Origin of the sequence: Vannielia sp., from assembly GCF_029212645.1 — a bacterium.
Lineage (GTDB): Bacteria > Pseudomonadota > Alphaproteobacteria > Rhodobacterales > Rhodobacteraceae > Vannielia.
Genome location: NZ_JARGND010000025.1, coordinates 1 through 24671, shown reverse-complemented (window position 1 = coordinate 24671; position 24671 = coordinate 1). Strand labels below are relative to the sequence as shown.

The 24671-nt window shown below is 63.3% G+C and carries 22 protein-coding genes and 1 tRNA gene; 11 read left to right on the top strand and 12 right to left on the bottom strand.

What is annotated here, in order from left to right; genetic code table 11:
- The first annotated feature begins 54 nt into the window (after positions 1 to 54).
- From glpX to P1U55_RS09640, 3 genes are all read left to right on the top strand, one after another.
- Positions 55 to 1026, top strand: a complete 972-nt coding sequence (glpX, locus tag P1U55_RS09650; RefSeq protein ID WP_301047365.1) for a class II fructose-bisphosphatase — start codon at positions 55 to 57, stop codon at positions 1024 to 1026.
- The gene (gene recJ / locus P1U55_RS09645; RefSeq protein WP_301047364.1) at positions 1026 to 2777 is read left to right on the top strand and encodes a single-stranded-DNA-specific exonuclease RecJ; all 1752 of its coding nucleotides are present in this window, start codon (positions 1026 to 1028) and stop codon (positions 2775 to 2777) included. Before glpX ends, recJ begins: the two co-directional genes overlap by 1 nt.
- Before the next feature lie 288 nt (positions 2778 to 3065).
- Positions 3066 to 3140 (top strand) — tRNA-Glu (locus P1U55_RS09640).
- A 371-nt stretch (positions 3141 to 3511) separates the two neighbouring features.
- Here the strand turns inward: P1U55_RS09640 and P1U55_RS09635 are convergent.
- The 4 genes from P1U55_RS09635 to P1U55_RS09620 form a co-directional block, all read right to left on the bottom strand.
- Complete coding sequence (locus P1U55_RS09635; protein ID WP_301047387.1) at positions 3512 to 4552, bottom strand: diguanylate cyclase; 1041 nt, start codon at positions 4550 to 4552, stop codon at positions 3512 to 3514.
- A gap of 2 nt (positions 4553 to 4554) precedes the next feature.
- On the bottom strand, positions 4555 to 5166 hold the full coding sequence (locus P1U55_RS09630) for a heme NO-binding domain-containing protein (protein WP_301047363.1): 612 nt from the start codon (positions 5164 to 5166) through the stop codon (positions 4555 to 4557).
- 74 nt (positions 5167 to 5240) lie between these two features.
- On the bottom strand, positions 5241 to 5936 hold the full coding sequence (locus P1U55_RS09625) for an HAD family hydrolase (protein WP_301047362.1): 696 nt from the start codon (positions 5934 to 5936) through the stop codon (positions 5241 to 5243).
- Positions 5937 to 5940: 4 nt separating this feature from the next.
- Positions 5941 to 6219 (bottom strand): DUF3572 domain-containing protein, encoded by a 279-nt coding sequence (locus P1U55_RS09620; RefSeq protein WP_301047361.1) that lies wholly within the window; start codon positions 6217 to 6219, stop codon positions 5941 to 5943.
- 102 nt (positions 6220 to 6321) lie between these two features.
- Between P1U55_RS09620 and P1U55_RS09615 the strand changes: the two genes are divergently transcribed.
- A complete protein-coding gene (locus P1U55_RS09615; protein WP_301047360.1) occupies positions 6322 to 7737 on the top strand; it encodes a diguanylate cyclase in 1416 nt (471 codons plus the stop codon).
- Between the two features lie 49 nt (positions 7738 to 7786).
- Here P1U55_RS09615 and argE read toward each other — a convergent pair whose 3' ends face one another.
- Together argE and P1U55_RS09605 are read right to left on the bottom strand one after the other, a co-directional pair.
- The gene (argE, locus tag P1U55_RS09610) at positions 7787 to 8947 is read right to left on the bottom strand and encodes an acetylornithine deacetylase (protein WP_301047359.1); all 1161 of its coding nucleotides are present in this window, start codon (positions 8945 to 8947) and stop codon (positions 7787 to 7789) included.
- 177 nt (positions 8948 to 9124) lie between these two features.
- Complete coding sequence (locus P1U55_RS09605) at positions 9125 to 10009, bottom strand: LysR family transcriptional regulator (protein WP_301047358.1); 885 nt, start codon at positions 10007 to 10009, stop codon at positions 9125 to 9127.
- Positions 10010 to 10416: 407 nt separating this feature from the next.
- On the opposite strand from P1U55_RS09605, the gene P1U55_RS09600 reads away from it, so the two are divergent.
- Together P1U55_RS09600 and P1U55_RS09595 are read left to right on the top strand one after the other, a co-directional pair.
- A complete protein-coding gene (locus P1U55_RS09600; RefSeq protein ID WP_301047357.1) occupies positions 10417 to 12489 on the top strand; it encodes a 4Fe-4S binding protein in 2073 nt (690 codons plus the stop codon).
- Positions 12486 to 13364: an FAD:protein FMN transferase gene (locus P1U55_RS09595; RefSeq protein ID WP_301047356.1), complete on the top strand. Its 879-nt coding sequence runs from the start codon at positions 12486 to 12488 to the stop codon at positions 13362 to 13364. Before P1U55_RS09600 ends, P1U55_RS09595 begins: the two co-directional genes overlap by 4 nt.
- A gap of 226 nt (positions 13365 to 13590) precedes the next feature.
- Here the strand turns inward: P1U55_RS09595 and P1U55_RS09590 are convergent, their stop codons facing one another.
- Together P1U55_RS09590 and pedF are read right to left on the bottom strand one after the other, a co-directional pair.
- Complete coding sequence (locus P1U55_RS09590) at positions 13591 to 14496, bottom strand: transporter substrate-binding domain-containing protein (protein WP_301047355.1); 906 nt, start codon at positions 14494 to 14496, stop codon at positions 13591 to 13593.
- Between the two features lie 16 nt (positions 14497 to 14512).
- Positions 14513 to 15199, bottom strand: a complete 687-nt coding sequence (gene pedF / locus P1U55_RS09585) for a cytochrome c-550 PedF (protein WP_301047354.1) — start codon at positions 15197 to 15199, stop codon at positions 14513 to 14515.
- 167 nt (positions 15200 to 15366) lie between these two features.
- Between pedF and P1U55_RS09580 the strand changes: the two genes are divergently transcribed.
- The 3 genes from P1U55_RS09580 (at position 15367) to P1U55_RS09570 (ending at position 18147) form a co-directional block, all read left to right on the top strand.
- The gene (locus P1U55_RS09580; protein ID WP_366943041.1) at positions 15367 to 16539 is read left to right on the top strand and encodes an ABC transporter substrate-binding protein; all 1173 of its coding nucleotides are present in this window, start codon (positions 15367 to 15369) and stop codon (positions 16537 to 16539) included.
- A gap of 4 nt (positions 16540 to 16543) precedes the next feature.
- On the top strand, positions 16544 to 17530 hold the full coding sequence (locus tag P1U55_RS09575; RefSeq protein WP_301047353.1) for a YVTN family beta-propeller repeat protein: 987 nt from the start codon (positions 16544 to 16546) through the stop codon (positions 17528 to 17530).
- Between the two features lie 74 nt (positions 17531 to 17604).
- A complete protein-coding gene (locus tag P1U55_RS09570; protein WP_301047352.1) occupies positions 17605 to 18147 on the top strand; it encodes a sel1 repeat family protein in 543 nt (180 codons plus the stop codon).
- Between the two features lie 279 nt (positions 18148 to 18426).
- On the opposite strand, the gene P1U55_RS09565 is transcribed toward P1U55_RS09570, so the two are convergent.
- Both P1U55_RS09565 and P1U55_RS09560 read right to left on the bottom strand, forming a co-directional pair.
- Positions 18427 to 20229 carry an ABC transporter ATP-binding protein/permease gene (locus P1U55_RS09565; protein WP_301047351.1) on the bottom strand — a complete coding sequence of 601 codons (1803 nt, stop codon included), beginning with the start codon at positions 20227 to 20229 and terminating at the stop codon, positions 18427 to 18429.
- A gap of 56 nt (positions 20230 to 20285) precedes the next feature.
- Positions 20286 to 21464 carry a LysM peptidoglycan-binding domain-containing protein gene (locus P1U55_RS09560; RefSeq protein WP_301047350.1) on the bottom strand — a complete coding sequence of 393 codons (1179 nt, stop codon included), beginning with the start codon at positions 21462 to 21464 and terminating at the stop codon, positions 20286 to 20288.
- 117 nt (positions 21465 to 21581) lie between these two features.
- Between P1U55_RS09560 and P1U55_RS09555 the strand changes: the two genes are divergently transcribed.
- A complete protein-coding gene (locus tag P1U55_RS09555) occupies positions 21582 to 22139 on the top strand; it encodes a TIGR00730 family Rossman fold protein (RefSeq protein WP_301047349.1) in 558 nt (185 codons plus the stop codon).
- A gap of 288 nt (positions 22140 to 22427) precedes the next feature.
- On the opposite strand, the gene arsB is transcribed toward P1U55_RS09555, so the two are convergent.
- Positions 22428 to 23495 (bottom strand): ACR3 family arsenite efflux transporter, encoded by a 1068-nt coding sequence (arsB, locus tag P1U55_RS09550; protein ID WP_301047348.1) that lies wholly within the window; start codon positions 23493 to 23495, stop codon positions 22428 to 22430.
- Positions 23492 to 23881, bottom strand: a complete 390-nt coding sequence (locus P1U55_RS09545) for a metalloregulator ArsR/SmtB family transcription factor (RefSeq protein WP_301047347.1) — start codon at positions 23879 to 23881, stop codon at positions 23492 to 23494. Before P1U55_RS09545 ends, arsB begins: the two co-directional genes overlap by 4 nt.
- A gap of 127 nt (positions 23882 to 24008) precedes the next feature.
- On the opposite strand from P1U55_RS09545, the gene P1U55_RS09540 reads away from it, so the two are divergent.
- Positions 24009 to 24179, top strand: a complete 171-nt coding sequence (locus tag P1U55_RS09540) for a hypothetical protein (RefSeq protein WP_301047346.1) — start codon at positions 24009 to 24011, stop codon at positions 24177 to 24179.
- Positions 24180 to 24671: the final 492 nt, after the last annotated feature.

The window sequence follows — 24671 nt, the reverse complement described above, 5'->3', positions numbered from 1 at the left end:
CCACGGGGGGAAGGCTACCCAAGCAGCAACAAATTCACACCGAGGGCCCCCCAGATGACCGATAAACCCGAATTTTATGACCGTATGCTCTCGCTGGGCCTTGCCCGCGTTTCCGAAGCTGCGGCACTGGCCTCGGCCAACCTGATCGGGCGCGGTGATGAAAAGGCCGCCGACCAAGCCGCCGTCAACGCGATGCGCGAGCAATTGAACGCGCTGGACATCAAAGGCGTGGTGGTGATCGGCGAAGGCGAGCGTGATGAAGCGCCGATGCTTTACATCGGCGAAGAGGTTGGCACCGGCGAAGGCCCCGCCGTGGATATCGCGCTTGATCCGCTGGAGGGCACCACGCTCACCGCCAAGGACATGCCCAACGCGCTCACCGTGATCGCCATGGCCCCGCGCGGCTCGATGCTGCATGCCCCCGATGTCTATATGGACAAGCTCGCCATCGGCCCCGGCTATCCCAAAGGCATTGTTAGCCTTGATCAAACCCCCTCTGAGCGGGTGCGCCTGCTGGCCGCCGCCCGCCAGGCCTCCACGGCGGATATAACCGTGTGCATCCTGGAGCGCCCGCGCCACGCTGATCTGATCGCCGAAGTCCGCGCCACCGGGGCCGCCATTCGCCTGATCACCGATGGTGATGTCGCCGGGGTGATGCACTGCGCCGAGCCGGAAAAAACCGGGATCGACATGTACATGGGCTCCGGCGGTGCGCCCGAAGGCGTGCTCGCGGCCGCGGCGCTGAAGTGCATGGGCGGGCAAATGTGGGGCCGGCTCACCTTCCGCAATGATGATGAGCGCGGCCGTGCCAAGAAGGCCGGGATCAAGGATCTCGACAAGATTTACAGCCGCGATGAGATGGTGCGGGCCGACGTGATCTTTGCCGCCACCGGCGTGACCGATGGTTCGCTGGTCGCCGGGATCAAGCGCGAGGTGGGCTATCTCACCGCCGAAACGATCCTGATGCGCTCCAAAACCGGCTCGGTGCGTCACATGATCTACCGCAACCCCACCTCCGCGATGTGATGGCTGCCGCCTACCTCGGCGTTGAACACTCCCTCACAGGCCGCCGCTGGGTCGGCCCCAGCGCCGATGAGGACCGGCTGGCGGAGGCCATGGCGCAAGGCACCGGGCTGCCCGGCCCGCTGGCGCGGATGCTGGTCAAACGCGGCGTTCCCCCGGAAGAGGCAGAGCCATTCCTGGCCCCCAGCCTGCGCGATCTGTTGCCAGATCCGCGCAGACTGAAAGACATGCAAAAAGCCGCCGCCCGGATAAACGCTGCGGTAGAAGCCTCTGAACATGTTGCCGTTTTTGCCGATTACGATGTGGATGGAGGCAGCTCTGCGGCGCTGCTGATCCGCTGGTTTCGCCATTTCGGCATGGCCGCGACCCTCTATGTCCCCGACCGGATCGAAGAAGGCTATGGCCCCAACGCCCCCGCGATTGGTGAGCTGGCGGCGCGTCACAGCCTGATCATTTGCGTCGATTGCGGCACCCTGTCTCACGAGGCCCTCGCAGCGGCTGAGGGGCGCGCCGATGTGCTGGTGCTTGACCATCACCTCGGCGGTGAAACCCTGCCGCCCGCCCTCGCTGTGGTAAACCCCAATCGACAGGACGAAAGCGGCGAATTGGGGCATCTCTGCGCGGCGGCGGTGGTGTTTTTGGCGCTGGTCGAGGCCAATCGCCAGATGCGCGGCATCGGTCGCGCGCCCCTGCCCGACCTGATGACACTTCTGGATCTTGTGGCCTTGGCAACGGTTGCGGATGTCGCCCCGCTGATTGGCGTTAACCGCGCCTTGGTGCGCCAAGGGCTGAGGGTGATGGCCCACCGCGCCCATCCGGGCCTTGCCGCGCTTGCCGATGTGGCCGGAATGGACCGCGCGCCAACGTCCTATCACCTTGGATATTTGCTCGGGCCGCGGATCAACGCAGGCGGACGGGTGGGAAAGGCCGATCTAGGCGCCCGCCTGCTTGCGACAGATGACACCGCCGAGGCGCAGGCGCTGGCCGAACGGCTTGATGCGCTCAACCATGAGCGGCGCGAAATTGAAGCGCAGGTGCAGGAAGGTGCCATGGCGCAGGCAGAGGCGCGTGGCGTTGAGGCCCCGCTTGTTTGGGCCGCAGGCGAGGGCTGGCACCCCGGCGTGGTGGGCATCGTCGCCTCGCGCCTGAAGGAGGCCACCAACCGCCCCGCCGTCGTGATCGGGCTGGAAGGCGGGCTTGGCAAGGGCTCGGGGCGGTCTGTGGCCGGGGTTGATCTTGGCGCTGCGGTTCACCGATTGCAGGCCGAGGGGCTGATCGAGCGCGGCGGCGGGCACAAAATGGCGGCTGGCCTGTCGCTTTCCGAGGCGCAGCTTGAGCCTGCGATGGAGCGCCTGAGTGACCTGCTGGCCCGCCAGGGCGCGGGCGCCAGCGGCCCGCGCGATCTGCGGCTGGACGGGATGCTACTGCCCACCGCCGCCACCGTTGACCTGATTGAACAGCTGGAACAGGCAGGACCATTTGGTGCCTCCGCCCCCGCCCCCCGCTTCGCGCTGCCCGAGGTTGCCATCGCCGATGCCCGCGTGGTGGGCGACGGCCACCTGAAGCTCTCGATCCGCACCGCGATGGGCCATCGCTTGGATGCCATCGGCTTTCGCCTCGCCGATGGTCCGCTTGGCAAGGCCCTGCTAGAGCATCGCGGCGGCGCATTTCACCTTGCGGGACGGCTTGAAGTGAACAGTTGGCAGGGCCGCCAGCGCCCGCAACTCCGGCTTGAAGACGCCTCACCCGTTTGACCGGGCGTTAGGGTTGCCCGAAGTTTGCAAAACCCGGATCACACCTTCCGCAACGGGTTGATACAACCCCAGATTGCCCCCTGAAGAGCCACCGAAACGGCCTCTCTGACCGGCTATCCTGGACTTGAGGCCAGGCTTTCAACCCCGTCACCTCCACCACCCGGCAATCCCCAGTCATGTTGAGGGACAAGGTGGGAAAGGCCACGCGAAAAATAACGCAAGAGCGGGATAAAAACCTCTTGCGCCGCCCCGCTGCTTTGCCTACACAGCGCCCCACGGCTGGACCCTGCCCCGTTCGTCTATCGGTTAGGACGCCAGGTTTTCAACCTGGAAAGAGGGGTTCGATTCCCCTACGGGGTACCAGCCGTTTTACCTCCCCTGAGCCGACAGTGCTTCACGCAGTTGCACGCCGAATGGGTGCCTCTGTAGGTGCTGAACCTGCACAGCCAGTTGATCAGTCCCGGCATTTTCCGGAGCGGATTTAGGATGAACCGATCCGACCCCGAGTTCCAGATAGATACTCTGGGTATAAGGTTATGGAGGGATCCGGCTTTGCGGGCGAAATCTGAAATCGCTGTTTTCCAGATCTGGCGGTTTGGGAGCCCTCTCGGCAGATCAGCTGCGCAAATCGCCTGCCGGAAAATGTTTAGGGCGCTGCCGCGACGAACCTGCCCCATAGGGCAGTCTTTTGATGGTCATATATCAATAAACCACCACATGTTGGGGCTGAACACCTAGCCAGCTGGTGCCATGCCATCCAACTCAGGCGTGTAAACCGTGACCCGCCCGCGCCCTCCCCGTTTGGACGCATAAAGAGCGGCATCAGCGTGCTGCATCATTTGCTCGACGGAGGGCACCGTATAAAAATCCGAAACCGTAAGGCCAACGCTCCCCGATATCCGGCAAACTTCACCCTCAAAGGGAATCGGCTCTTCAAGGCTCGCGATGATCCGGCGCCCCAGATCGCAAAGCTGGTCGAGGTTTGATGTGCCCACGAAGATCAGCACAAACTCATCCCCTCCCGCCCGCACGATCAAATCGTTTTCGCGGGTCTGGGCACGCAGCACCTCTGCAACCACTCGCAACACATGATCCCCGGCGGCATGCCCAAGGGTGTCGTTGACGGATTTAAAAAAGTCGAGATCGAGGTTCATCAACCCAAACCGGCTTGCGGATGTGGTAAGCCGTTCAAGCACCTCATCCATGGCGCGGCGATTGGAGAGGCCGGTGAGGATATCGGTATAGGCCTGCTCCTCAGCGGCGAGCTTGGCCCCGTGAAGCCGCTGGTTGAGCGCTCTGGATTCGCTCATCGCCGCAGTTTTGGCCTCAACCAGATAGAGCATTTCAACCGCCAGATCGGTGGCCGCGAAATCCGCCCCGGTAAGGGCATAGTCCTGCACGGCTTCGATCACGTTGAACCCGAAAGAAAGGTTGACGATCAGCCCGGCGTCCCCCGGCAGCTTGGAGACCAGCCCAACAAAACCGGTCCGGGGACACGAGCGAAAAGTGAGCCGCAGTCGCCCCCCTTCAGCGCGAAGCAAGTCGCTAACCCGCGTTGCTCCGGCAGGGCGTTTCAACTCAAAGACCTCAAGAAACCGCGCGCCTGCAAGCTGTTGATCTGGCCTCAGTTTTTGCAGGCTTGGCCCGGCGCGGGTGATATGGCCTGCCTGGTTGAGCAAAAGGTGCATTGGCATCAGCCGATCAAGCGCCTCGGGCATGATCGGCAGGCCTTGGGCTTCGCCATCGCCCCCATGTAGTTCCTGGCCGGGATTCATGCTCACGCCGCACCTTCCTGGCTGAAAGAGGCCAGCCCGCTCCCGAGCGTAAAGCTGTTGCCTTCGGCAAAATCGGCGTCGAGCAATTCGATCGCCAGCAGCTCTTCGTGCGGATGCTCCCCTGTGAGTTCGAGCAACGCCAAGGTGCCATAGTCATCTGCCAAAGCGCGCAGAATCCCTACCAAGACCGCGCCAAACCCGATGTGGTGAGAGCTTGCATGCAGGATGTAGCGCCCCGGCTCCAATTCACTCAGGCGCAGTTGCGGCAGGTCAAGCTCCGGCACCGCAAGGCGGGCCCGATCGGGCAAATCATCCAGCGAATAGAGAAACTCCAGAAAGGTCTCACCACCAAAGCGAAGCAGTCGCCGAATGGCACGGGTGTTTTCATGGGTAACGAGATAGGTGCCCAGATCCTCCAGAATATCCGAGGCGGGCCGCCCGCGCAGCCGTGCCAGATCGGAGACCAGTTGCTCCGTTACCTTGTCTTCATAGACCAGCATTGCCTCGAAACCCTCGATACCCACACCAACCGAAGCGGCCAGTTCTGCCCAGGCCTGCGGCCCGTAGATATCGCGCACGAAGCACTGCACCGCCCGATTGATCAGCCCATGCATGCAATCACCACAGTTAACTCGTTGGCCAGACTAGGAGATACGCGTTAACAAAGCGCGAAGATGCGACAGAAGAGTTAGATTTGCGCCAGCCATGCGGGCAGATGGCCGATATCAGGAAAAACAGCATCGGCGTGCGGCGCGAGGGTTTTTGCATCCGCAACGCCGGTAAGGACGGCAACACAGCGCATCCCGGCAGCGCGCCCGGCGATGAGATCATGCAGGCTGTCGCCAACCATTACGCAGCTCTCTGGCGGCAGGGCGACGGCCTTTGTAAAGGCGTTGCATTGACCGGGTTCTGGCTTGGCACCAAAGCCGCTATCATAACCGGCGATAAACTCAAAATATTCCTCTATTCCAGCGGCTTGAAGGTGGGCCTTCGCGCTATTCTCAGCGTCATTTGTGGCAATCCCAAGCGGGTGGCCCGCGCTTGCAAGAGCGGTGAAAAGCCGCTGCAGAGGAACGGCCTCAACTTGCGGCACCTGCGCAGCTTCAGTGTTGATCAAATCCGTCAGCGACGCGGCCGTCCAACCGGGCAGGTGGGGCAGAGCCGCAATCACAGCCGCATCAGGTGTGCCCGCGATGATTGGGCTGTCGGGCAAGAAGCGGCCTGTATCCGGCGCGATCCCAAGGGCAACACCCAGCCTGGCGCTAACCATGCCATCCCCCTCTGCCAAGCGATCAATGAGCCGAAGCGTGAAGCGCGCCCAGCTCTTCTGGAAGTCAAAAAGCGTGCCGTCTTTATCAAACAGCAAACCTGCGGCGCGCCTCACCGGCTCAGGTCCAGTTTGGCAGGTCGCCGCCGGGCAAATAGGTCCGCGCCTGCATGGGTGTGGTGTAGTCCAAGCCTTCCGATTGGCAGAACTCGGTCACCCATTGGTCATCCATCGTCAGGAAATCCAGCACAGAGGCAAGAAACTCCGGCTCACTTGCCCGCGCCCGCAAATCGGCCTCCGAAACGCCAGTGGAACCAAGGAAAACGGGCAATAGATCATCATTTCCGGCCAGCCAGCCCAAGGCCTTGAGCGCTATTGTTTCGGCCACATCCCGCTTCATTTTCCACCTCGTTGACGCTTGGAAAGGTTTTCTTAACCAATCTGCATACAGAGTAGGCGGAATAGGGAAAAGGTCGCGGATATCCACGGAAGGAAATAAGCGATGCCGGGAAGTATCCTGATCGTGGACGATGTGGCGACCAACCGCATTGTGCTCAAGGTCAAGCTGTCGACAGCCTGTTACGACGTTTGTGCGCGTGACAGTGCAACCAACGTGCTGACCGAGGTGCGCCGGGTGCGGCCGCGCCTGGTGATTCTCGACTATACTGGCCGTGAGTGCACGGCACTTGACAGCGTCCGGGCGCTTCGCAACAACCGTGAAACCGCCGCTTTGCCGGTGATTGTAACCGGCACCCCCAACGCTGAGATGACTGCGCAAAGCATGGCGCGCGATGCGCTTTCTGCCGGTGCCGATGCTTTTCACCCCAAGCCGCTGAACGAAGCCTTGTTGCTCGCGCGCATTCGTAACCTGCTGCGAACACGCGAAATTTCTGATGAATTGCGGCTGCGCGGCACGACAAGCCAAGCCTTGGGGCTGGCCGAGGCCGGTAGCAGCTTTACCCGGCCTGCACGGATTGGCTTGGTGGCGAGGGATCCTGCGGAAGCGCTGCGTTGGAAGCATGCTTTGGCACCTCACCTATCACATCGCATTACCGTTCTCAGCCGCGCCTCCGCCCTGAAAGACAGCAACCCCAATGTGCAGGACCTTTACGTCATCGCCGCCACCCTCGATGAGCCGGGCGACGGGCTGCAATTGATGAGTGAGCTGCGGGCGCGGCGATGGTCTCGCCATTCTGCCGCCGTAGTACTCCTGCCACAGTCCGACCCCGCCATGGCGGCAATGGCACTGGATCTCGGGGCCGCCGATGTGGCTGAGCTGCCGCTGGAAGGGGAGGGATTTGCCCTGAGGGTCGCGCAGCAACTCATCAGGAAGCACGAGGCCGATCAGTTGCGCCGCCGGGTGCGTGATGGGCTTAAACTGGCGTTGACTGACCCGTTGACCGGCCTCTTCAACCGCCGTTACGCTCTGCCCCACCTGGCCCGGATGCGTGAATCAGCCCTGCTGAAAAACCAACCCTTCGCGGTGATGGTCCTTGATCTCGATCACTTCAAACGGGTCAACGATACTTGGGGCCATGCCTCGGGCGATGCGGTCTTGTGCACCGTGGCAGGGCGGATCGCGCGCAATATGCGCAGCGTTGATCTGGTGGCAAGGATTGGCGGCGAGGAGTTTCTCATCGCCATGCCCAATACCACCTCCGAGGAGGCCAAGGCAGCGGCATTGCGCCTGTGCAGATTGATCGAAGCGGAACCAATTCGCCTACCCGATAACAATGAGCTTCACCAAACCGTTTCAATCGGGGTGGCTATCGGCGGCACGGCACCGGATGCAACCGATGCCCCTGACCTGCCGACAGAGGTCCTTTTGGACGCGCTGATTGACCGGGCGGATCAGGCGCTGATGTCATCCAAAGCGCAGGGACGCAATACCGTGACCCTTGGGAAATCTGCCGCATGACCGGCTGAGTAGCGGGGTGCCGCGGCGCTCAACGAGCCTTTGAATGTGCTCAGGACGTGAGCCTTGGGGCGAGCCGATCCAGCATTGCAAGACATTGGGACAACTGCGAAATTTCCAAGTATTCATCCGGTTTGTGAGCCTGTTCTATATGGCCGGGGCCACAGATAACCACATCCATCCCGAGGTTCTGGAAAATCCCGGCCTCGGTATTGAAAGGCACCAGCCCGCCGCCGTTGGCTCCGGTCAGAGCACGCACTAAAGCTGCGGCAGCGCCGTCGTCCATGGGTTCGAGGCCGCCGACCTCGCCCACCACCTCCGTGGTTATCGCTGCTTCGGGGGCCACCTCGCGCATGAGAGGCAGCAAAACCTCTTCAGCGTAGCGGCGCATCTCTCCCCTTACAAATTGGGCGTCAGCCTCAATGACCGGGCGCATCTCCCACAACACCTCAGCTTGGGACGGGATAACGTTGTGGACGCTACCACCCTGTAATCCCCCGGTATTTACCGTGGTCCAAGGTGGATCGAACCGACTTTCGGGTGGCGCACGGCCCTTTAACGCCTCCTTAATTTCCATCAGACGCGCCACATAGCGCACCGCGTATTCCACCGCATTCACCCCCGCCGCCGGATCAGAGCCATGGCCCGCGCGGCCCTCAAAGCGGGTGGTGTACTCACAGCACCCCTTGTGCCCCTCGACCAGCTGCATCCCCGTTGGCTCTCCGATCACGGCGATGGTGGGGAGGGTTTGTTTGGTGGCCAGAATTTCGGCGAGGGCCTTGGCGCCGAGGCATCCAACTTCCTCGTCATGAGTAAAGGCGAAGTGAAGCGGGCGGGCGGTGCAGTGCGGGGCGAGGCGCGGGGCCATGGTGACGGCGGCGGCGATGAAGCCCTTCATGTCACAGGTGCCCCGCCCATAAAGGCGCCCCTCACGGGCCTCCATGCGGAACGGATCCGACGACCAGTCTTGCCCGGCAACAGGCACGACATCAGAGTGGCCCGAGAGCAACACGCCGCCCGGCTCATCAGGGCCTAAGGTTGCGTAAAGGTTTGCTTTTTTCCCGCTGTCATCGACCATGACCTCCACCCGCGCACCAGCACTTTCGAGCCGGTCTGCGAGCAGGTGAATGATCGCAAGATTGCTTTCGGACGACACGGTGGGAAAGGCCACCAGATCGGCCAGAAGATCGAGGGTGTTTTGCAAGGCATCCATGGTCGCAGGGTAGCCGCGCAGAGGGCCGGGTGAAAGCCCCGTTCACGCAGCGCACGCAGGGCAAAGTGCGGTGAATGGCGGCGCGTTAATTGCAAAAAGACCACAGCCACAAGGGATGCACATGTGATGCACAACCGATACGCATGAGATTTCGCGCCGTTAAGCCGGATTAACCAGTTAATCCACCGGGGTGCTCGCCCCTTCTGCCATGGGGCGCTCGCCTGCCAGAAGCGGCGCGTTACGGGCAAAGAGCGCGGCCAAACGGCGGCTTAGCTCGCGCAGTTCAGGGCGGTGCCTGTCATCATTGTGGGTGATGAGGTGCTGGCGCTCGGTCAGCGTATCAATCAGCGGGCCGGCACGGGTGAGCGAGGGATCAGCGTCACCCAGCAGGCAGGGCATCACGCCGATGCCTGCGCCGCCGCGCACCAGCTCATGCACCGTTGCCACCGATGTGGCCCAGGCCGAAACCGGAAGTTCCTGCGCCAGCACCCAAAGAGCGGCGGGGTGGCGGGCGTGAGCGGCCTCTACCGCAACCCATCCTGCGGGCGGCGCGGCGTGGCGGTTGCGAAACGGGGCGAAGCGGAGAGTTTGCAACGGGCGCGAGGCCAGATTGCCGCTTTCAGGCGGGCTGTTGCGAATGCCGATGTCGATCTCGCGGTGCGCAATGTCGAGCCGCGCCTCGGTGGTGACGAAAGCGATCTGGAAGGCATCATCAGGGTGCCAAAGCTCAGAAAACCGGTCGGCCAGAAAGGCAGCGGTGGCGGTGCCAGCAGAAATTCGCAGCACCGGGCGGCTGGCCTTTGCGCTGCGCCAACTATCGAGCGCACGGGCGGCGGCGAGCATCGGGCGGCTACGCTCCAGCACCGCACCGCCAGCTTTGGTGAGCGCGTAGCCCCGCGCCGAACGGGTGAAGAGCGTGACGCCCAGCGCCGCTTCGAGGGCGAGAATGCGGCGGCCCACGGTGGCCGGGCTGACCCCGCCTTGACGGGCGGCGCCAGACAGGCCGCCTGCCTCGGCCACATGGAGAAAGAGGCGCAGATCATCCCAGTTGATTCTTTTCATAGGTGAAAAGGATGCTGCGGTATTGGCCAATTATCAAGCCATTTCTTGGTGCTATCTTTTCACTACAGCAATGAAAGGGGTGCGGCCGTGACACCGGTTTTGATTGTTATCCGCAGGGTTCGGCGCAACACGCCAGCCAGTGAACGGGAGATACAAGCCTTTTACGAGGCGCATTCTGGTGGTTGGTGGGCGCGGCTGTTTACCCGCCGATGGGGCTGAGGACCAGATCAACGGGGCCAGAGTGCTGGGTGGTTTGCGGCTGCGCTTTTGGGGCTGTGGTGCGCCTTGGGCATGTGGCGGGATGGGATATTTTCAGCAAGAAAATGCGGGCGCGCGGGCGCCCCCCAACTTTGGTCGCATGGTTTGGCGTGGCGGGGCGCGGCACATTCGGCCTTGGGAGGAAGAACATGCGACACGCGCTTGGGGTTGTGATGGCCGCGCTCGCCCTGATGTGGTGCGGGGCGGTTGCGGCTGATCCGATGACCGCAGAAGAGGCCGCCGCCCGCGTGGTGCCGCCTTACAGCCTTGGCGATGTGGTGAACGAAAAGGGCGTTTGGCAGGTTCTGAACTCTGGCGGGGCACCGGCGGGATATGCCTTTGAAACCGGCCAGCTTGCCCCCCTGCCCGGTTTTTCCGGCCAGCCGATCCAGCTTTTTGTGATGATGGATCTGGAAGGCAAGTTCATTGACGTTCAACTGGTGAACCACAATGAGCCGATCTTTGTGAGCGGGCTTGGGCAAGCGCCGTTTCATGCGTTTTTCGAGCAGTATCCGGGCCTTTCGATTTCGCAACCCATGGTGGTGGGCTCACCCTATGGGAGCGAGGCGGCAGGGGCGGGGCCGGTGTATCTGGACGGGGTGACAAAGGCGACGGCCTCGGTGCGGATTGCCCATGAGAGCCTGCTTGCGGCCTCGCTCGCGGTGGCGCGCGAAAAGATGCAAGGCCTGTCGCTGGAGCCACCGGCGCGGCCTGACCCGGCGCATGACGAGGCCCTGGATTGGGCCGCGATGCTGGCAGATGGGATTGTGGGCCATTTGCGGGTGAGCAACGCCGAGATCAACGCGGAATTTGAGGGCACGATCTGGGCCGAGGATGACCCGGAGGCGGCGGCGGACCCGGAGGGCGTGTATCTGGACCTGTATGTTGCGGATATTGGTCCGAACTCGGTGGCACGGGCACTTTTGAGTGCCGAAAGCCTGGCCGAGCTTGGCCGCTTCATGGAAATCTCGCCCGATGATGAGCCGATGCTTGTGATCGAGGCCGGGCGGCATGGGTTGGTGACGGAGGCTTTTGTGCGCAACACCACGCCCCGGTTGGTGAGCGTGGTGCAGGGCGGGCTGCCGGTGGCCATAAGGGACGCCGATATTTTTACCGAGCTTGGGGAGGGTGTGCCCGAGGCGCTGCGTGACGGGGTGGCGATGATCCTGCGCACCGACCGGCGGCTGGGGTTTGACCCTGCCGCGCCCTGGGAAATCACCGTGCAGGCCGAGCGCGCCCATGGCAGCTTTCAGCCGCAGATAGGCGATGTGGCGTTAGCACTGGAACAGGCAACGCCGGAGCGGTTTTTCATGCGCCCCGAGGTGGTGAAGCCCGCGCCGCCCTGGCTGGAGGCGCTGCGTGGGCGGGCGCTGGATGTGGGCCTTTTGGCCGGGCTGTTGGTGGGGTTGATGCTGGCGCTTGGGCCTGGGCAGCACTGGCTGGCGGGGCATCGGTATTATAGTGCGATCCGGTTTGGCTATCTGGCGGTGATGACGGGCTTTGTGGGCTGGTGGGGGCAAGGGCAGCTTTCCATCGTGACCCCGCTGGCGGCACTGCGGGCGGGGCTGGATGGCGGCAGCTTTGCGTTTTTGCTGTATGATCCGTTTTCGCTGTTGATTTGGGGTGCGGTGATCTTGTCTTTCGTGCTGTGGGGGCGCGGGCTGTTTTGCGGTTGGCTCTGCCCGTTTGGTGCGTTGCAGGAATTTGCCGACAAGCTCGGGCGGCTGTTGCGCCTGCCGCAGGTAGAGCCAACCGCCGCGTGGGACAGGCGGCTGAAATGGTTGAAATACCTTGTGCTAGCGGGGTTGGTGGGGGTGATCGTGTTGCGGCCCGGTGCGGTGGACAAGGCCGCCGAGGTGGAGCCGTTCAAGACCGCGATCACCACCTTTTTCATGCGCGAATGGTATTATGTGGCCTATGCGGTGGGCTGGTTGCTCGCCGGGATGGTGCTGTTCAAGGGGTTTTGCCGCTATGTTTGCCCGCTGGGCGCGTTGATGGCGATTGGCGGAATGCTGAGGGGGCGCGACTGGATTGAGCGGCGGGCGGAGTGTGGCAGCCCTTGCCAGCTTTGCCGGGTCAAATGCCCCTATGGGGCCATCGAAAAGAGCGGCAAGATCTCCTATGATGAGTGTTTCGCCTGCCTTGATTGCGTGACGATCCATGATGACCCGGCCCAATGCGTGCCGCTTGTTCTGGCCGAAAAGCGGAGGCGGGCGGCATGAGCGGGATAACAAGACGGCGCGCGCTCACGGTGCTGGCGGCGGGTGTCGCCGCCCCTGCGGTGGGCGGCCCTGCCCCGGCGCGGTGGCACGGGCGGGCGTTTGGGGCGGAGGCACAGATCACCCTGCACGGGATGGGCCAGGCGGCGCTGGCGCGGGTGCCTGAGTTGCTGGACCAGATCGAAGCCGCGTTCAGCCTTTATCGTGAGAGCGAGTTGGTGCGGCTCAACCGGGAGGGGCGGCTTGCGGCGTCGCCACGCTTTGCCGCCTTGCTTGGGCCATCAGAGCAGGTGTGGCAGGCCACGGGCGGGCGGTTTGACCCGACAGTGCAGCCGGTGTGGCGGGCGTTGGCGCTTGGGGAGCGGGTGGACCGGCAAGGGATTGGCTGGGAGAAGTTGCGGATTGATCGGCAACTTGTGCGCCTCGCGCCGGGCCAGGCGCTCACCTTCAACGGCATTGCGCAGGGCTGGGCGGCGGATGTGGTGACAGCCCATTTGCGGGCAAATGGTGCCCGCCGGGTGTTGGTGGATATGGGCGAACCTCTTGCCACTGGAGGGCCGTTCCGCATTGGGCTGTTGGACCCTGAGCTTGGCCTGCACGGTTGGCGCAGCCTGAGTGATGGCGCTTTGGCAACCTCATCTCCGGCGGCTATGTCGCTTGGGACGGAGGCGCATATCCTCGACCCGCGCGCAGAGCGCCGCCCGCTTTGGTCATCGGTGACGGTAGAGGCGGAGACCGGCTGGCAGGCCGATGGGTTCTCCACCGGGTTCATCCATATGACCGAGGCTGAAATTGCCGCCGTGCTGCACGGGGTTGGCGGGCTGCGGCGGGTGGTTCTGGTGACGCTGGCGGGTGAAGTGAAAACCTTGGCCAGTTGAGGGGGTGGTATAAGATCGGTCGTGTTGCGCTCCTCGCGTGGGCCAAAGAGATTTAGGGCCTCCGGCGGGGATATTTCTGGAGCATTGACAGAGGCCGGATGAGGCATTTTCTTGCTCTAAATATCCAAATCCTGCGGGGGATGTGTGAGCAGGTTTTTGGGGCAAGGCGCTGGCCTGGTGGCCTGGAGCAGACAAGGAATGGAATGCGCCGCAGGCGCGCTGTTTTCTAGCGGTAGGGGGCGGGTTCGAAGGTGAGGCCGTGGGCGGCGAAGATTTCGGGGATGCGGCCATCGGTGAGGGCGGCGGCGATCGCGTCATCCACGGCGTAGCTTAGGCCGCGGTAGGAGAAATGGGTTGCCACGCCCACCACCCAACTGCCAACGGCGAAGCCGGGCAGCGGTGGTTCGTGGACGGCGAGGCCATCGTTCAACCCCGCTTCAAGCTGGGCGCGGGGGGCCATCACCGCCATGACCTCGCCCTTGGCGAGGCCTTCCATCGCGGCGGCGGTGCTGGGGTAGCGGCGCATGTTTTTGTTGAGTTGTCCGCCGGGGAAGGCGGTAAGGTAGAAATCGGCGATGCTGTCGTTTTCCACGCCCACGGTATCGTAGCGGAAGTAGGCGGGCACCGGCTTTTCATCCGGGTAGGCGGCTTTGCTATAGGCGATGGCCACGCGTTCGGTGGCGTATTGGCCGGTAAACACCACCTGCTCGACCCGGCAGGCGAAATCGCTGTCATAGGGGACGTGCATCATCAGGTTGCCGACGCGCCCGCCCACCACCGGGCCTTTCCAGACCCAATTGCGCAGGTCTGCCTGAAGGTTTTCGCCCGCTGCCACGAGGCGGAAGCGGGGCTTTACGCCCAGCGCTTCGGCCACCAGAGCGCCAATGTCCACATCGACGCCTGCGGGCTTGCCGGCCTTTTCGTAGCTCCACGGGGGAAAATCTTCATAGAGCACGATGTCGATCCAGCCGCGCTCGACGATGGTATCGAGGTCGGCACCAACGATATCGCGCCCGGTGTTTTGCGGCTTTGGCTGGGGGATGTAATCGGCGCAGCGCGATTGCGCATGCGCCGAGAGGCCAGCCGTTGCCACGGCCAGCCCCAGAAGCCCTGCGCAGAGGGCGCGGCGCATCCTTTGGCGCGCCACCTCAGTTGACCGAGAGGCCAATGGTCAGCGTTTCCGCCGCTTTGGAAAAGGCCGTTGGGTCTGCCTTGAGTTGCTCGGAGGCGCGATGGGCGACGCTGTCGGCCAGGTCGGCGCCCGAGAGCGTATCCACCTTGGCGGCGATTTCGGCCAAGCGGGTTTGCACCGCGCTCACTTCGCCTGCGGCCTCACCGGCCTCGCCCCAGGCTTTCAAGTCATCGCGGATCTTGTGAAGCTCATCGCCGAACTCATCCAGCATGTCCTGATCGGGGCGGGTTTCGATATAGGTGCGGATCGCCCAACCTGCCTTTTGGCCCAGCACCTCCTCAAAGGCGGGCATCTTGGTGGTGCCGTTCTGGGTATAGCCGAGGCGGAAGCGCTCCATGTACCATTCGTCGCCATATTCTTCGGCCTCAAGGTAGCGCAAATCAGGGGCAAGCCCACCCGAGATCACCTCAAGCCCGTGGCAGCGTGCGCAGTTCTGGTTGTAGCCGGAGCTGCCGATCTCGATCGCCTTGGCGTAGGTTTCCGCCCCGGCGGCGCGGTAGGGGTTTTCGATCAGCCATTCCTCACCCACGTCCGGCAGGGCATCGGTGTTGACAGGTTGCGGGGCGACATCGCCATGCGCGGCGGCCCAGCCTGCGGGCAGCATCAGGAGCGCCGCGATGGCAGCAAGCTTGGTTGTGGTCATGGATTTGGTTCCTCCCTGGTCCCATCTCGCGTTAGCTACAGTCCTAGAGGTTGCCGGGTGCGGCGCAAATGCGACTTTGGTTCAAACCGGCGGCGCTGCCCCTAGGACCAAGGTCGGATTGGCCAGCCCCCGAGACCCATGCCAGCGTAGCAGCGAGGAGGAGCTTCATGACCATGCGTCACTGCATTGCGGCGGTAGCAGCCGGCTGGCTGGCCGGTAGTGCGGCCATGGCGGATGATCTGAGCGTGACAGCCACGTGGCTGCACGTTGATCTGCCCCCCGCGCCGACCCTTTCCAACCTTGATCCCGTGCCGGAAGACCTTGGCCGCGCGGGCGCTGAACTTGCGATCAAGGACAACCAGACCACCGGCAGCTTTTTGGGCCACAGTTATGAGCTGCAAACGATTTCCGCCCCGCCCGAAGAGGCGCTGGAGGCTGCGAAGGCCGCGCTTCAAGGCGCGACGTTTCTGGTTACGGATGCGCGCGCGCCGCTGTTGCAGGCCATTGCCGATATGCCCGAGGCCGAGGGCGCGCTGATCTTCAACGTGGCCGATCCTGCCATGGCGCTCAGGGGCGAGGGCTGCCGGGCCAATCTGTTCCACACCGGGATCAGCCGCGCCATGTGGGCCGATGCGCTGGCGCAGTTTCTGGTGCAGCGGCGCTGGAGCAAGGCCGCGTTGATCGCAGGCCCGCGCGAGAATGACCGCGCCTTGGCCACAGCGATTGAGCGCAGCCTCACCAAATTTGGCCTCAAGCCCCCTGCCCGCAAGGACTGGCAGGTTGATACCGATCTGCGCCGTTCGGCCAGTGCCGAAGTGCCGCTGTTTACCCAAGGTCTCGGCGATTACGATCTGCTGATCCTTGCCGACGAGGCCAATGATTACGCCCGCTACATCGCCTATAACACCGTCCTCCCTCGCCCTGTTGGCGGTGCGGAGGGGCTGCGCCCCGTGGGCTGGGACCGGGTGGTTGAGCAATGGGGCGCGGCGCAGTTGCAATCGCGCTTCGGCGATCTGGCCGGGCGCGACATGCAGAATGAGGATTACGCCGCCTGGGCCGCTCTCAGGGCGGTTGGCGAGGCGGTGACGCGGGTGAACAGCGATGATCCCGCCGCCTTGCGCGCCTTCATGCTGTCGGATGCGTTTGAGCTGGCCGGGTTCAAGGGGCGCCCGCTGTCGTTTCGCCGCTGGAACGGCCAGTTGCGCCAGCCGGTGCCGCTGGTACATGGCGGCGCGGTGGTGGCGCAGGCCCCGCTGGAAGGTTTTTTGCATCAGCGCAATGAGTTGGACACATTGGGCCTCGACAAGCCAGAGAGCGCTTGTGCGGCCTATGAGGAGTAAAACCATGAGCAAACGAAGCCCGATCATGCGCCATGGCGCGCCCGTGGCCCTGGCGATGCTGCTGGCCACCCCCGCCGTGGCCGATGAGATATGGATAACCAATGAGGCGGATGACACGATCAGCGTGATTGACCTCACCTCACTAGAGGTCAGCCGCACGATCCCGGTGGGTGAGCGGCCCCGTGGCATCACCTTTGCGACCGATTATTCGGTGGCCTATGTCTGCGCCTCCGACAGTGACACGGTGCAGGTGATTGATCCGGCCACCGGCAAGGTGCTGCATGAGTTGCCCTCGGGCGAAGACCCCGAGCAATTTGTCCTCGCGCCAGACAACCGCCATCTTTACATCGCCAATGAGGACGACGCGGTGACAACGGTGGTGGATGTGCAAAGCCGGGGCGTGGTGGCGCAGATCAACGTGGGGATCGAGCCAGAGGGCATGGCCGTAAGCCCCGATGGCAAGGTGGTGATCACCACCTCCGAAACCACCAACATGGCCCATTGGATCAACACCGAAACGCAGGAGATCTTTGCCAACACGCTGGTCGATTCCCGCCCGCGCCACGCCGAATTTGCCAAGGGCGGCGCCGAGCTTTGGGTCTCCTCCGAGATTGGCGGCACGGTCACCGTGTTTGACACCGAAAGCCAGGCCGAGCTGGGCAAGATCCGCTTCGATCTGCCCGGCATCCACCCCGATAAGGTGCAGCCCGTCGGCTTTGAATTTGACGGCGATGAAGGCCTGGCCTTCGTGGCGCTGGGGCCGGCCAACCACGTGGCCGTGGTCAACGCCGAAACCTACGAGGTAGAGGATTACATCCTTGTCGGGCGGCGCGTGTGGCATATGGCGTTCAACCGCGACCACTCCTTGCTGGTGACCACCAACGGGGTGTCGGGCGATGTGACGGTGGTGGATGTGGCGGCGCGCAAAGCAGTGAAATCCATCAAGGTGGGACGCTTCCCATGGGGGGCCGCCTACCGCCCGGTGGACTGACCCGCGCCTCTACGACCATAAGCCTGCCGACAAAAGGCGCGTTGTTTGGTAGGATGCCGCCAGGAGGAGACCCCATGCACCCTGCCCTTGGCCCAGCCATCATCCTTGCCGCAAGCCTTGCCGCAGCCGCCGCGTGGGCGGGCGAATACGGCACCACCAACCCCGAGGAAATGACCCTTGATCGCGCCCTTTCGGACGTGCAGCGCGGCAAGACCAACATGATGAACTGCGCCATTGGCTATGCTTTCACCAAGAAGGGCGATCACGGCGCGGCGCGTGAAATCTTCACCCCCTGCGCCGATGCGGGCTACACTGGCGCAATGAACTGGATGAGCGCTCTGGCCGACAATGGCCTTGGCGCGGCAGAAAACCCCGATGAAGCCGCCGAATGGTCGCGCCGCTCCGCCGAGGCGGGCGACTCGGTGGGGATGTTCAACTACGGGCTGCACCTGATGCGCGGGCGGGGCGTGGCGCGCGACGAGGCGGCAGGCAGGGCAATGGTCGATAGCGCCGCCGCGCAAGGGCTACCCATCGCCCGCCGGTTGCAAGGGGCCGATTATGACCTTGATGAAGTCACCCCCGATGCCGACAACTGGAAATACGCGCCCTCTTTCTAAACCCTCCCGGCCCAGCGCAAAGGGGGCCAACGGCGCACAGATCCACGCATTTTCTTGCTCTAAATATCCAAATCCCCTGCCCCTCCACCCCCGCAGGCTGGCAGAGTTGCGCGTTAGAGCATGTTGCTCAAAAGTGGGAACCGGTTTTGAGCTTCTCGAACATGCGAAATCAATAAGTTAGAGCGTGTCGCGTGAATTCGAATGAACGCGACACGCTCTAACGCCCGCGGCCTGGCCCAATCAAATATGGAATGCGCCGCAGGCGCGCGATTGGATGGCTCAGGCGGCGTCTTCGCGTTGCTGGCGCGCCCAGAGGTCGGCGTAGCGGCCGCCTTTGGCGAGCAGGTCATCGTGGCGTCCGCGTTCCACCACCTCGCCTGCATCAAGCACGATGATCTCATCGGCAGCGGCCACGGTTGAGAGGCGGTGGGCGATGATAATCACCGTGCGCCCTTCGGCGGCGCGGGCCAGTGCGCCCTGGATTTGCTGCTCGGTCTCGGTGTCGAGCGCCGATGTCGCCTCATCCAGCAGCAGGATCGGCGGGTTCTTCAGGATGGTGCGGGCAATGCCGACGCGCTGTTTCTCGCCGCCCGAAAGCTTGAGGCCGCGTTCGCCGACCATCGTATCATACCCTTCCGGCAGGCTTTGGATGAAGTCGTGAATGCGGGCCGCGCGGGCCACCTCTTCAATCTCTTCGCGGGTGGCATCGGGGCGGCCATAGGCGATGTTATAGAGGATCGTGTCATTGAACAGCACGGTATCCTGCGGCACCACGCCGATGGCCTTGTGCAGGCTTTCCTGGGTCACATCCCGCAGGTCTTGCCCATCAATGGTGATCGCCCCGGCGGTCACATCATAAAACCGAAAGAGCAGCCGCCCGATGGTGCTTTTGCCCGCGCCGGAGGAGCCGACAATCGCCAGTGACGATCCGGCGGGCACCGCAAAATCCACGCCCTTGAGGATGCCGCGCTCGCTGTCATAGCCAAACTTCACGCCCTCAAAGCGCACCTCGGCCCCGTTCACCTGCAAGGGCGCAGCACCCGGCTTGTCATTCACCTCGGTGGGCTGGCCCAGCAGGCCAAACATCTGGCCCATATCAACCAGCGCCTGGCGGATTTCACGGTAAACCGAGCCAAGGAAATTGAGCGGCATGGTGATCTGGATCATATAGGCGTTGACCATCACGAAATCGCCCACCGTCAGCCTGCCCTCCTGCACCCCCAGCGCCGCCATGACCATAACGATCACCAATCCGGTGGTGATGAGCAGCGATTGGCCAAAGTTGAGAAACGCCAGCGAATAGGCGGTCTTGATCGCCGCCTTCTGGTAGCCCGCCATGGCGGTATCATAGCGGTCGGCCTCCCAGCGCTCGGCGGCAAAATACTTCACGGTTTCAAAGTTGAGCAGGCTGTCGATCGCCTTTTGGGTGGCGTCGTTATCCTGTTCGTTCATCTCGCGGCGGATCTGCACCCGCCATTCGGTGACCTTGAAGGTAAACCAGACATAAAGCGCGATGGTCACCACCAGCACGGCGAGGTAGCGCATGTCGAAGACAAAGGCGAGGATGCCGGCCACCAGCAGCAGCTCCAGCACCAGCGGACCGATGGAAAACAGCAGGAAGCGCAGCAGAAACTCCACGCCTTTGACCCCGCGCTCGATGATCCGGCTCAGCCCGCCGGTGCGCCGGGTGATGTGGTAGCGCATGCTCATTGCGTGGATATGCTCGAAGGTTTCCAGCGCCAGTTGCCGCAGCGCCCGCTGCCCGACCCGCGCAAAGAGCGCATCGCGCAACTGCTGAAAGCCCACATTCGCCGCCCGTGCCACCCCGTAGGCCACCGTCAGCGCCACCGCCGTGAGGCCAACCAGCAGGCCGGTCGAGGGGGCTTCGCCTGCCAGCCCATCGACCGCCGCCTTGTAAAAGAACGGGGTGATCACCGAGATCACCTTTGACAAAATCAGCGCCGCCATGGACAGCACCACGCGGGCTTTAAGGTCTGTCCGGCCTTCGGGCCACAGGTAGGGCATGACACGGCGGATAATGCTCCAGCCGCTGTCGGGCGTGGTGGTTTCTGGCTGGGCCATGGGCCGGGCTATCCTTGGGGATTGGTCTAGGGTTCTGCGCATCTAGCCCGTGTGGCTCATTCCGGCAAGTCAAAGACCTGTCCGGGGTAGATCAGATCGGGGTCACGGATCAGTCCGGCGTTGGCTTCCAGCACCTTGTGATAGGCCAGCCCGTCGCCGTAGCGATCCGAGGCAATGGCCCAAAGCGTATAGCCCGGCTGCACCGTGATGACCGAAACGCTGAGCCCCTCGGCATCGGTCTGGCTGGCGGCCTGGCGGGCAAGGCTTTCTTCGCTCTCGCGCAGGAAAGCGGTTTCAAACCGGCGGGTGACCTTGCCGCCCGCGCCGATCTGGTCAACCCGCAGCTGATAGGTGCCGGGCGCAACGCCCTCAAGCTGCGCATCCCAGGTGCCATCGTCGGCCAGCGGGGCGGTGGCGATGGGGGCGTTGTCAAGATAGATGCGCAGGTTTTCGGCGGGGCCGATGCCGCGCCCCGAAAGGCGCACGCCGCCTTCGGCGTAGCCGATGGTTTCCACCCGCAGCGGCGCGGATGTGTCAGCGTTCTCATCCGGTTGCAGCACGCGCAGGCTGTCCTTTGTGGCGACGAGCAGTTTTGGGCGAAGGGAGTTCGCCGCGCCTGCGGGGCCAGTGGCGGTGCTCCCAGTGGCGGTGCTCTCCGTGTCTGCGGTGCTTCCTGTGTCTGGTGTGATTGAGGGGGCGGGTCTGGCGGTGGTTTCGGCGGGCGGCGTGGCCTCTGCGGTGGCATCGGGCGCGCCGCCGCCTTGCGGCTCCGAGGGGCGGATCGGCTCAACGATCACCACCTGTTCAGAACGCCGCTCACCCTCCGGGCCACGGGCGACCATCGTCAGCAGGCGGCGGTCCTCGCCGGGGGGGATGGTGGTGAGGGCGGCAAAGTTGCCATCAGCCTCAGCCGAGGTTTCAACCAGCGGCTGCCCATCAAGCAAAAGCACCACCTGATCGCCCGGCGCGGAATGGCCCCCCAGCACGGTGGAGCCATCGCGCTCAACGCGCAGGGTATCAAGGCTGGGCAGCGTTGGATCAGCCTCAGGGGGCGCGGCCGTGGCCTCAGCAGCAGGTGTGGTGGTGCCGGGGCTTTCCGCACCCGTCACCGCCTCTGGCTTCCCCGGTTTTTCAGGCGGCGAGAGCCAGACCCAGCCAACAACGCCCAGCGCCGCCAGCACCAGCGCAACGGCGGCACCGGCGACGGCTCCGGGTTTTCCATTTTCAGCAGACATCGCCCATTTCCAATCGTGCCTTTCCCCGCGCACCGTGGCGCGGGTTGAGGCAGCATAGCTTCCCGGCTATCACGGGTCAAAACACCTTTGATTTCCCAAGTTGAAAAAGGAACGGTCATGGCCCCCTCTCCCCTGTCGGTTTGCGTTTACTGTGGCTCGCGTGATGGGGCGCGGCCTGCCTATGCCGAGGCCGCCGAAGCGCTTGGCGCCGAGATCGCGCAGCACGGCTGGCGGCTGGTTTATGGCGCGGGAGATGTGGGGATGATGGGGCGCGTTGCCCGCAGCGCGCAGGCTGCCGGGGGAGAGACCTTCGGGGTGATCCCGGAGCATCTTCGCGCGGCTGAGAAGGGCAAGACCGACCTGACCAACTTTATCGTCACCGAAACGATGCATGAGCGCAAAAAGGTGATGATCATGAACGCGCAGGCGGTGGTGGTGCTCCCCGGTGGCGCGGGCTCGCTTGATGAGCTGTTCGAAGCGCTGACATGGCGGCAGATCCGCCTGCACAGCAAGCCGGTTTTCATTTTGAATACAGAAGGTTACTGGGACAAGCTCATCGAACTGATCCACCATCTGGTGAGCGAAGGGTTCGCGGGCGACGATCTGCTGGGCTACTTCACGGTGGCTGAAACCGTGCCAGAACTCATCACCGCGCTGGAAGACTGTGCCGGGTAGCCGCTGGCAACGCGGCACGGCAATGCACCGCCGTTGCGCGCCGAAAACCCTGCCGGTGTTGCAAGATTAACGACCGGGAAGCTGGCAGGCATGAAAAAAGCCGCCCCCGGACCCTTGCGTCGCGCCTGAAGATTTCTGATCAGAAATGCGCGGTAGCGCACTATATGGCAACGGTCGGCCTTTCAGGCGCGAGGCTAATCTTTGATAAATATGCTGTGTTCTCAACTCACTGGCCAAGGCCCACCGTCGCATAGGTAAGCGCCCGGACCAAACAGAGTCGTTCAAGGTTCAGTCTTCCGCTTCCTTGGGGAACCAGTGCTGCGTGCGGTTGGCGAAGGCCACGAGGGACAGCATCACCGGCACCTCCACCAGCACGCCCACCACCGTAGCCAGCGCCGCGCCGGAGCCTAGCCCAAACAGGCTGATCGCCACCGCCACCGCCAGTTCAAAAAAGTTGGAGGTGCCTATCAGCGCACAGGGTGCGGCCACGTTGAAGGGGATGCGCCAGGCCCGCGCCGCGCCGTAAGCCACAAAGAAAATCCCGTAGGTTTGCAGCAGCAACGGCACCGCAATGAGCCCGATCACCAGAGGGCGTTCCAGGATCACCTCGCCCTGGAAGCCAAACAGCAGCACCACCGTCACCAGCAGCCCGATGATCGAAAATGGCTGCACCTGCGCCTTGAACGCCGCCACCGCCGCCTCTCCGCCCCGGGCCACAAGGCGGCGGCGCGTGAGGTATCCCGCCAGCAGCGGCAGCATCACATATAGCGCAACCGACAGCAGCAGCGTGTCCCACGGCACCACGATATCGGTCACCCCCAGCAGGAAGGCGACGATCGGCGCAAAGGCAAACACCATCACCACATCGTTCAGGCTGACCTGCACCAGCGTATAGGTCGCGTCGCCCCGGGTGAGATTTGACCACACGAACACCATCGCCGTGCAGGGCGCCGCGCCCAGCAGGATCACCCCGGCCAGATAGGCCTGCGCATCGTCGGGCGGGATCAACCCGGCGAAGACATGCTCAAAGAACAGCACGCCGAGGGCGGCCATCGTGAAAGGTTTGATCAACCAGTTGACCACCAGCGTCACCACAAGCCCCTTTGGCTTGTCACCCACCTGCCGCAATGCGCCAAAATCCACGCCCACCATCATCGGGTACACCATCGCCCAGATCAGCACCGCCACCGGCAGGTTGACCTTGGCAATTTCGAGCCCCGCCAGCATGGAAAACAGCGCCGGAAACAGATTGCCCAGCACCAGCCCCGCGCCAATCGCCAGCGCCACCCAAAGCGAAAGCCAGCGCTCAAAACGGCCCAGGCCTGCCGCAGCCGATGGGGAAGGTGTGTCGCTCATATTTGCCTCTTTGGGTGTATCGGTGGGCATGGGGCGCGGTCGCTTTCGCTTTCGTCGCGGCCGCAGGCGAGGTTTTGAATGATCGGCTGGCACAGTTCCGGGTGGCCGCCGCAGCAGTCTTCCATCAGGAAGGCGAGCAGCCCGCGCACCCCCTCCATTTGCGCCTGGTAGCGCACGCTGCGCCCCTCGCGGGTGTTGCGCACAAGGCCAGAGCGGGCCAAAACGCCCAGGTTGGCCGACATGGTGTTCTGGCGCACGCCGAGCCTGTCACTGATCTCTCCCGCCAGCATCCCCGCCTCACCCGCCTTGATCAGCAGGCGAAACACATCCAGCCGCGTGGGCTGGCTGAGGGCGGCGAATGCATCAAGGGCTTGCTTCATATCCATATATCCTGAAATATCGGTATATACGCGCCCGTCAAGGCCGCTTCTGCGGTGGTCTGCGACACAACCCCACCTTGCAATAGGCCCGATGCGGACCTACCCTTAAAAGGTAGCCAAAGGAGGATTCCGCATGGACGACAAAACCAAGGCTCAAGACCTCAAGCACATGATCGACGCTGCCAAACGCGGTGGCCCGGAAGGGTCTCACCCCGCAACCAAGGCCGCATTGCGCCACCCGCTGGCCCCCGATGCGGCCCGCGCGGGCCAATACGCCCGCATCGAGCGCGGCCACAAAGCCTGATTCTGCGTTGACCCAGCCCGTAGGGCGACCCCGCGCCGCCCTGCCCATTCCTTCGCCTATGCGTCCGGTCAGGCCCGGCGAAGGTGCCCTGAGCGCCCGTCATATTCGGCTAGGGGTTTGGCGTGTTTTTTGGAAAGCACAGCACCCTCACGGGCCTTCATTGCCACCTGAAATACCGTATCACCCAGCACTTGCGGCCCGGCTTTCGGATACCTCCGGCGAGCCCGTTTATGGCCCCTGCCAGTGCGTCAACCTATGCCAACCTCATCACAGCGCCCATGCGAAGCGCCCCCAAGGGCCTTGCTTGGCTCTCAGGAGGGGCGCGATATCATGTTATGCTTGAAAAACAGCGCCCTCAGGGGGTGTTTTGGGGGCGCTCGTTCGCACCCTGTTCGAACTCAGGTCAAAGTCCGGACACGCCGTTCGACCTTGTGAGTATGGTGCGGTCGAGAAGACTCGAACTTCCACGGGTGTTACCCCACAGCGACCTCA

Excerpts from the sequence above, each read along its gene's own strand:
- glpX (WP_301047365.1), top strand. The coding sequence starts at position 55 with ATGACCGATAAACCCGAATTTTATGACCGTATGCTCTCGCTGGGCCTT.
- recJ (WP_301047364.1), top strand. The coding sequence starts at position 1,026 with ATGGCTGCCGCCTACCTCGGCGTTGAACACTCCCTCACAGGCCGCCGC.
- P1U55_RS09635 (WP_301047387.1), bottom strand. The coding sequence starts at position 4,552 with ATGAATCCCGGCCAGGAACTACATGGGGGCGATGGCGAAGCCCAAGGC.
- P1U55_RS09630 (WP_301047363.1), bottom strand. The coding sequence starts at position 5,166 with ATGCATGGGCTGATCAATCGGGCGGTGCAGTGCTTCGTGCGCGATATC.
- P1U55_RS09620 (WP_301047361.1), bottom strand. The coding sequence starts at position 6,219 with ATGAAGCGGGATGTGGCCGAAACAATAGCGCTCAAGGCCTTGGGCTGG.
- P1U55_RS09615 (WP_301047360.1), top strand. The coding sequence starts at position 6,322 with ATGCCGGGAAGTATCCTGATCGTGGACGATGTGGCGACCAACCGCATT.
- argE (WP_301047359.1), bottom strand. The coding sequence starts at position 8,947 with ATGGATGCCTTGCAAAACACCCTCGATCTTCTGGCCGATCTGGTGGCC.
- P1U55_RS09605 (WP_301047358.1), bottom strand. The coding sequence starts at position 10,009 with ATGAAAAGAATCAACTGGGATGATCTGCGCCTCTTTCTCCATGTGGCC.
- P1U55_RS09600 (WP_301047357.1), top strand. The coding sequence starts at position 10,417 with ATGCGACACGCGCTTGGGGTTGTGATGGCCGCGCTCGCCCTGATGTGG.
- P1U55_RS09595 (WP_301047356.1), top strand. The coding sequence starts at position 12,486 with ATGAGCGGGATAACAAGACGGCGCGCGCTCACGGTGCTGGCGGCGGGT.
- P1U55_RS09590 (WP_301047355.1), bottom strand. The coding sequence starts at position 14,496 with ATGCGCCGCGCCCTCTGCGCAGGGCTTCTGGGGCTGGCCGTGGCAACG.
- pedF (WP_301047354.1), bottom strand. The coding sequence starts at position 15,199 with ATGACCACAACCAAGCTTGCTGCCATCGCGGCGCTCCTGATGCTGCCC.
- P1U55_RS09580 (WP_366943041.1), top strand. The coding sequence starts at position 15,367 with ATGACCATGCGTCACTGCATTGCGGCGGTAGCAGCCGGCTGGCTGGCC.
- P1U55_RS09575 (WP_301047353.1), top strand. The coding sequence starts at position 16,544 with ATGAGCAAACGAAGCCCGATCATGCGCCATGGCGCGCCCGTGGCCCTG.
- P1U55_RS09570 (WP_301047352.1), top strand. The coding sequence starts at position 17,605 with ATGCACCCTGCCCTTGGCCCAGCCATCATCCTTGCCGCAAGCCTTGCC.
- P1U55_RS09565 (WP_301047351.1), bottom strand. The coding sequence starts at position 20,229 with ATGGCCCAGCCAGAAACCACCACGCCCGACAGCGGCTGGAGCATTATC.
- P1U55_RS09560 (WP_301047350.1), bottom strand. The coding sequence starts at position 21,464 with ATGTCTGCTGAAAATGGAAAACCCGGAGCCGTCGCCGGTGCCGCCGTT.
- P1U55_RS09555 (WP_301047349.1), top strand. The coding sequence starts at position 21,582 with ATGGCCCCCTCTCCCCTGTCGGTTTGCGTTTACTGTGGCTCGCGTGAT.
- arsB (WP_301047348.1), bottom strand. The coding sequence starts at position 23,495 with ATGAGCGACACACCTTCCCCATCGGCTGCGGCAGGCCTGGGCCGTTTT.
- P1U55_RS09545 (WP_301047347.1), bottom strand. The coding sequence starts at position 23,881 with ATGGATATGAAGCAAGCCCTTGATGCATTCGCCGCCCTCAGCCAGCCC.
- P1U55_RS09540 (WP_301047346.1), top strand. The coding sequence starts at position 24,009 with ATGGACGACAAAACCAAGGCTCAAGACCTCAAGCACATGATCGACGCT.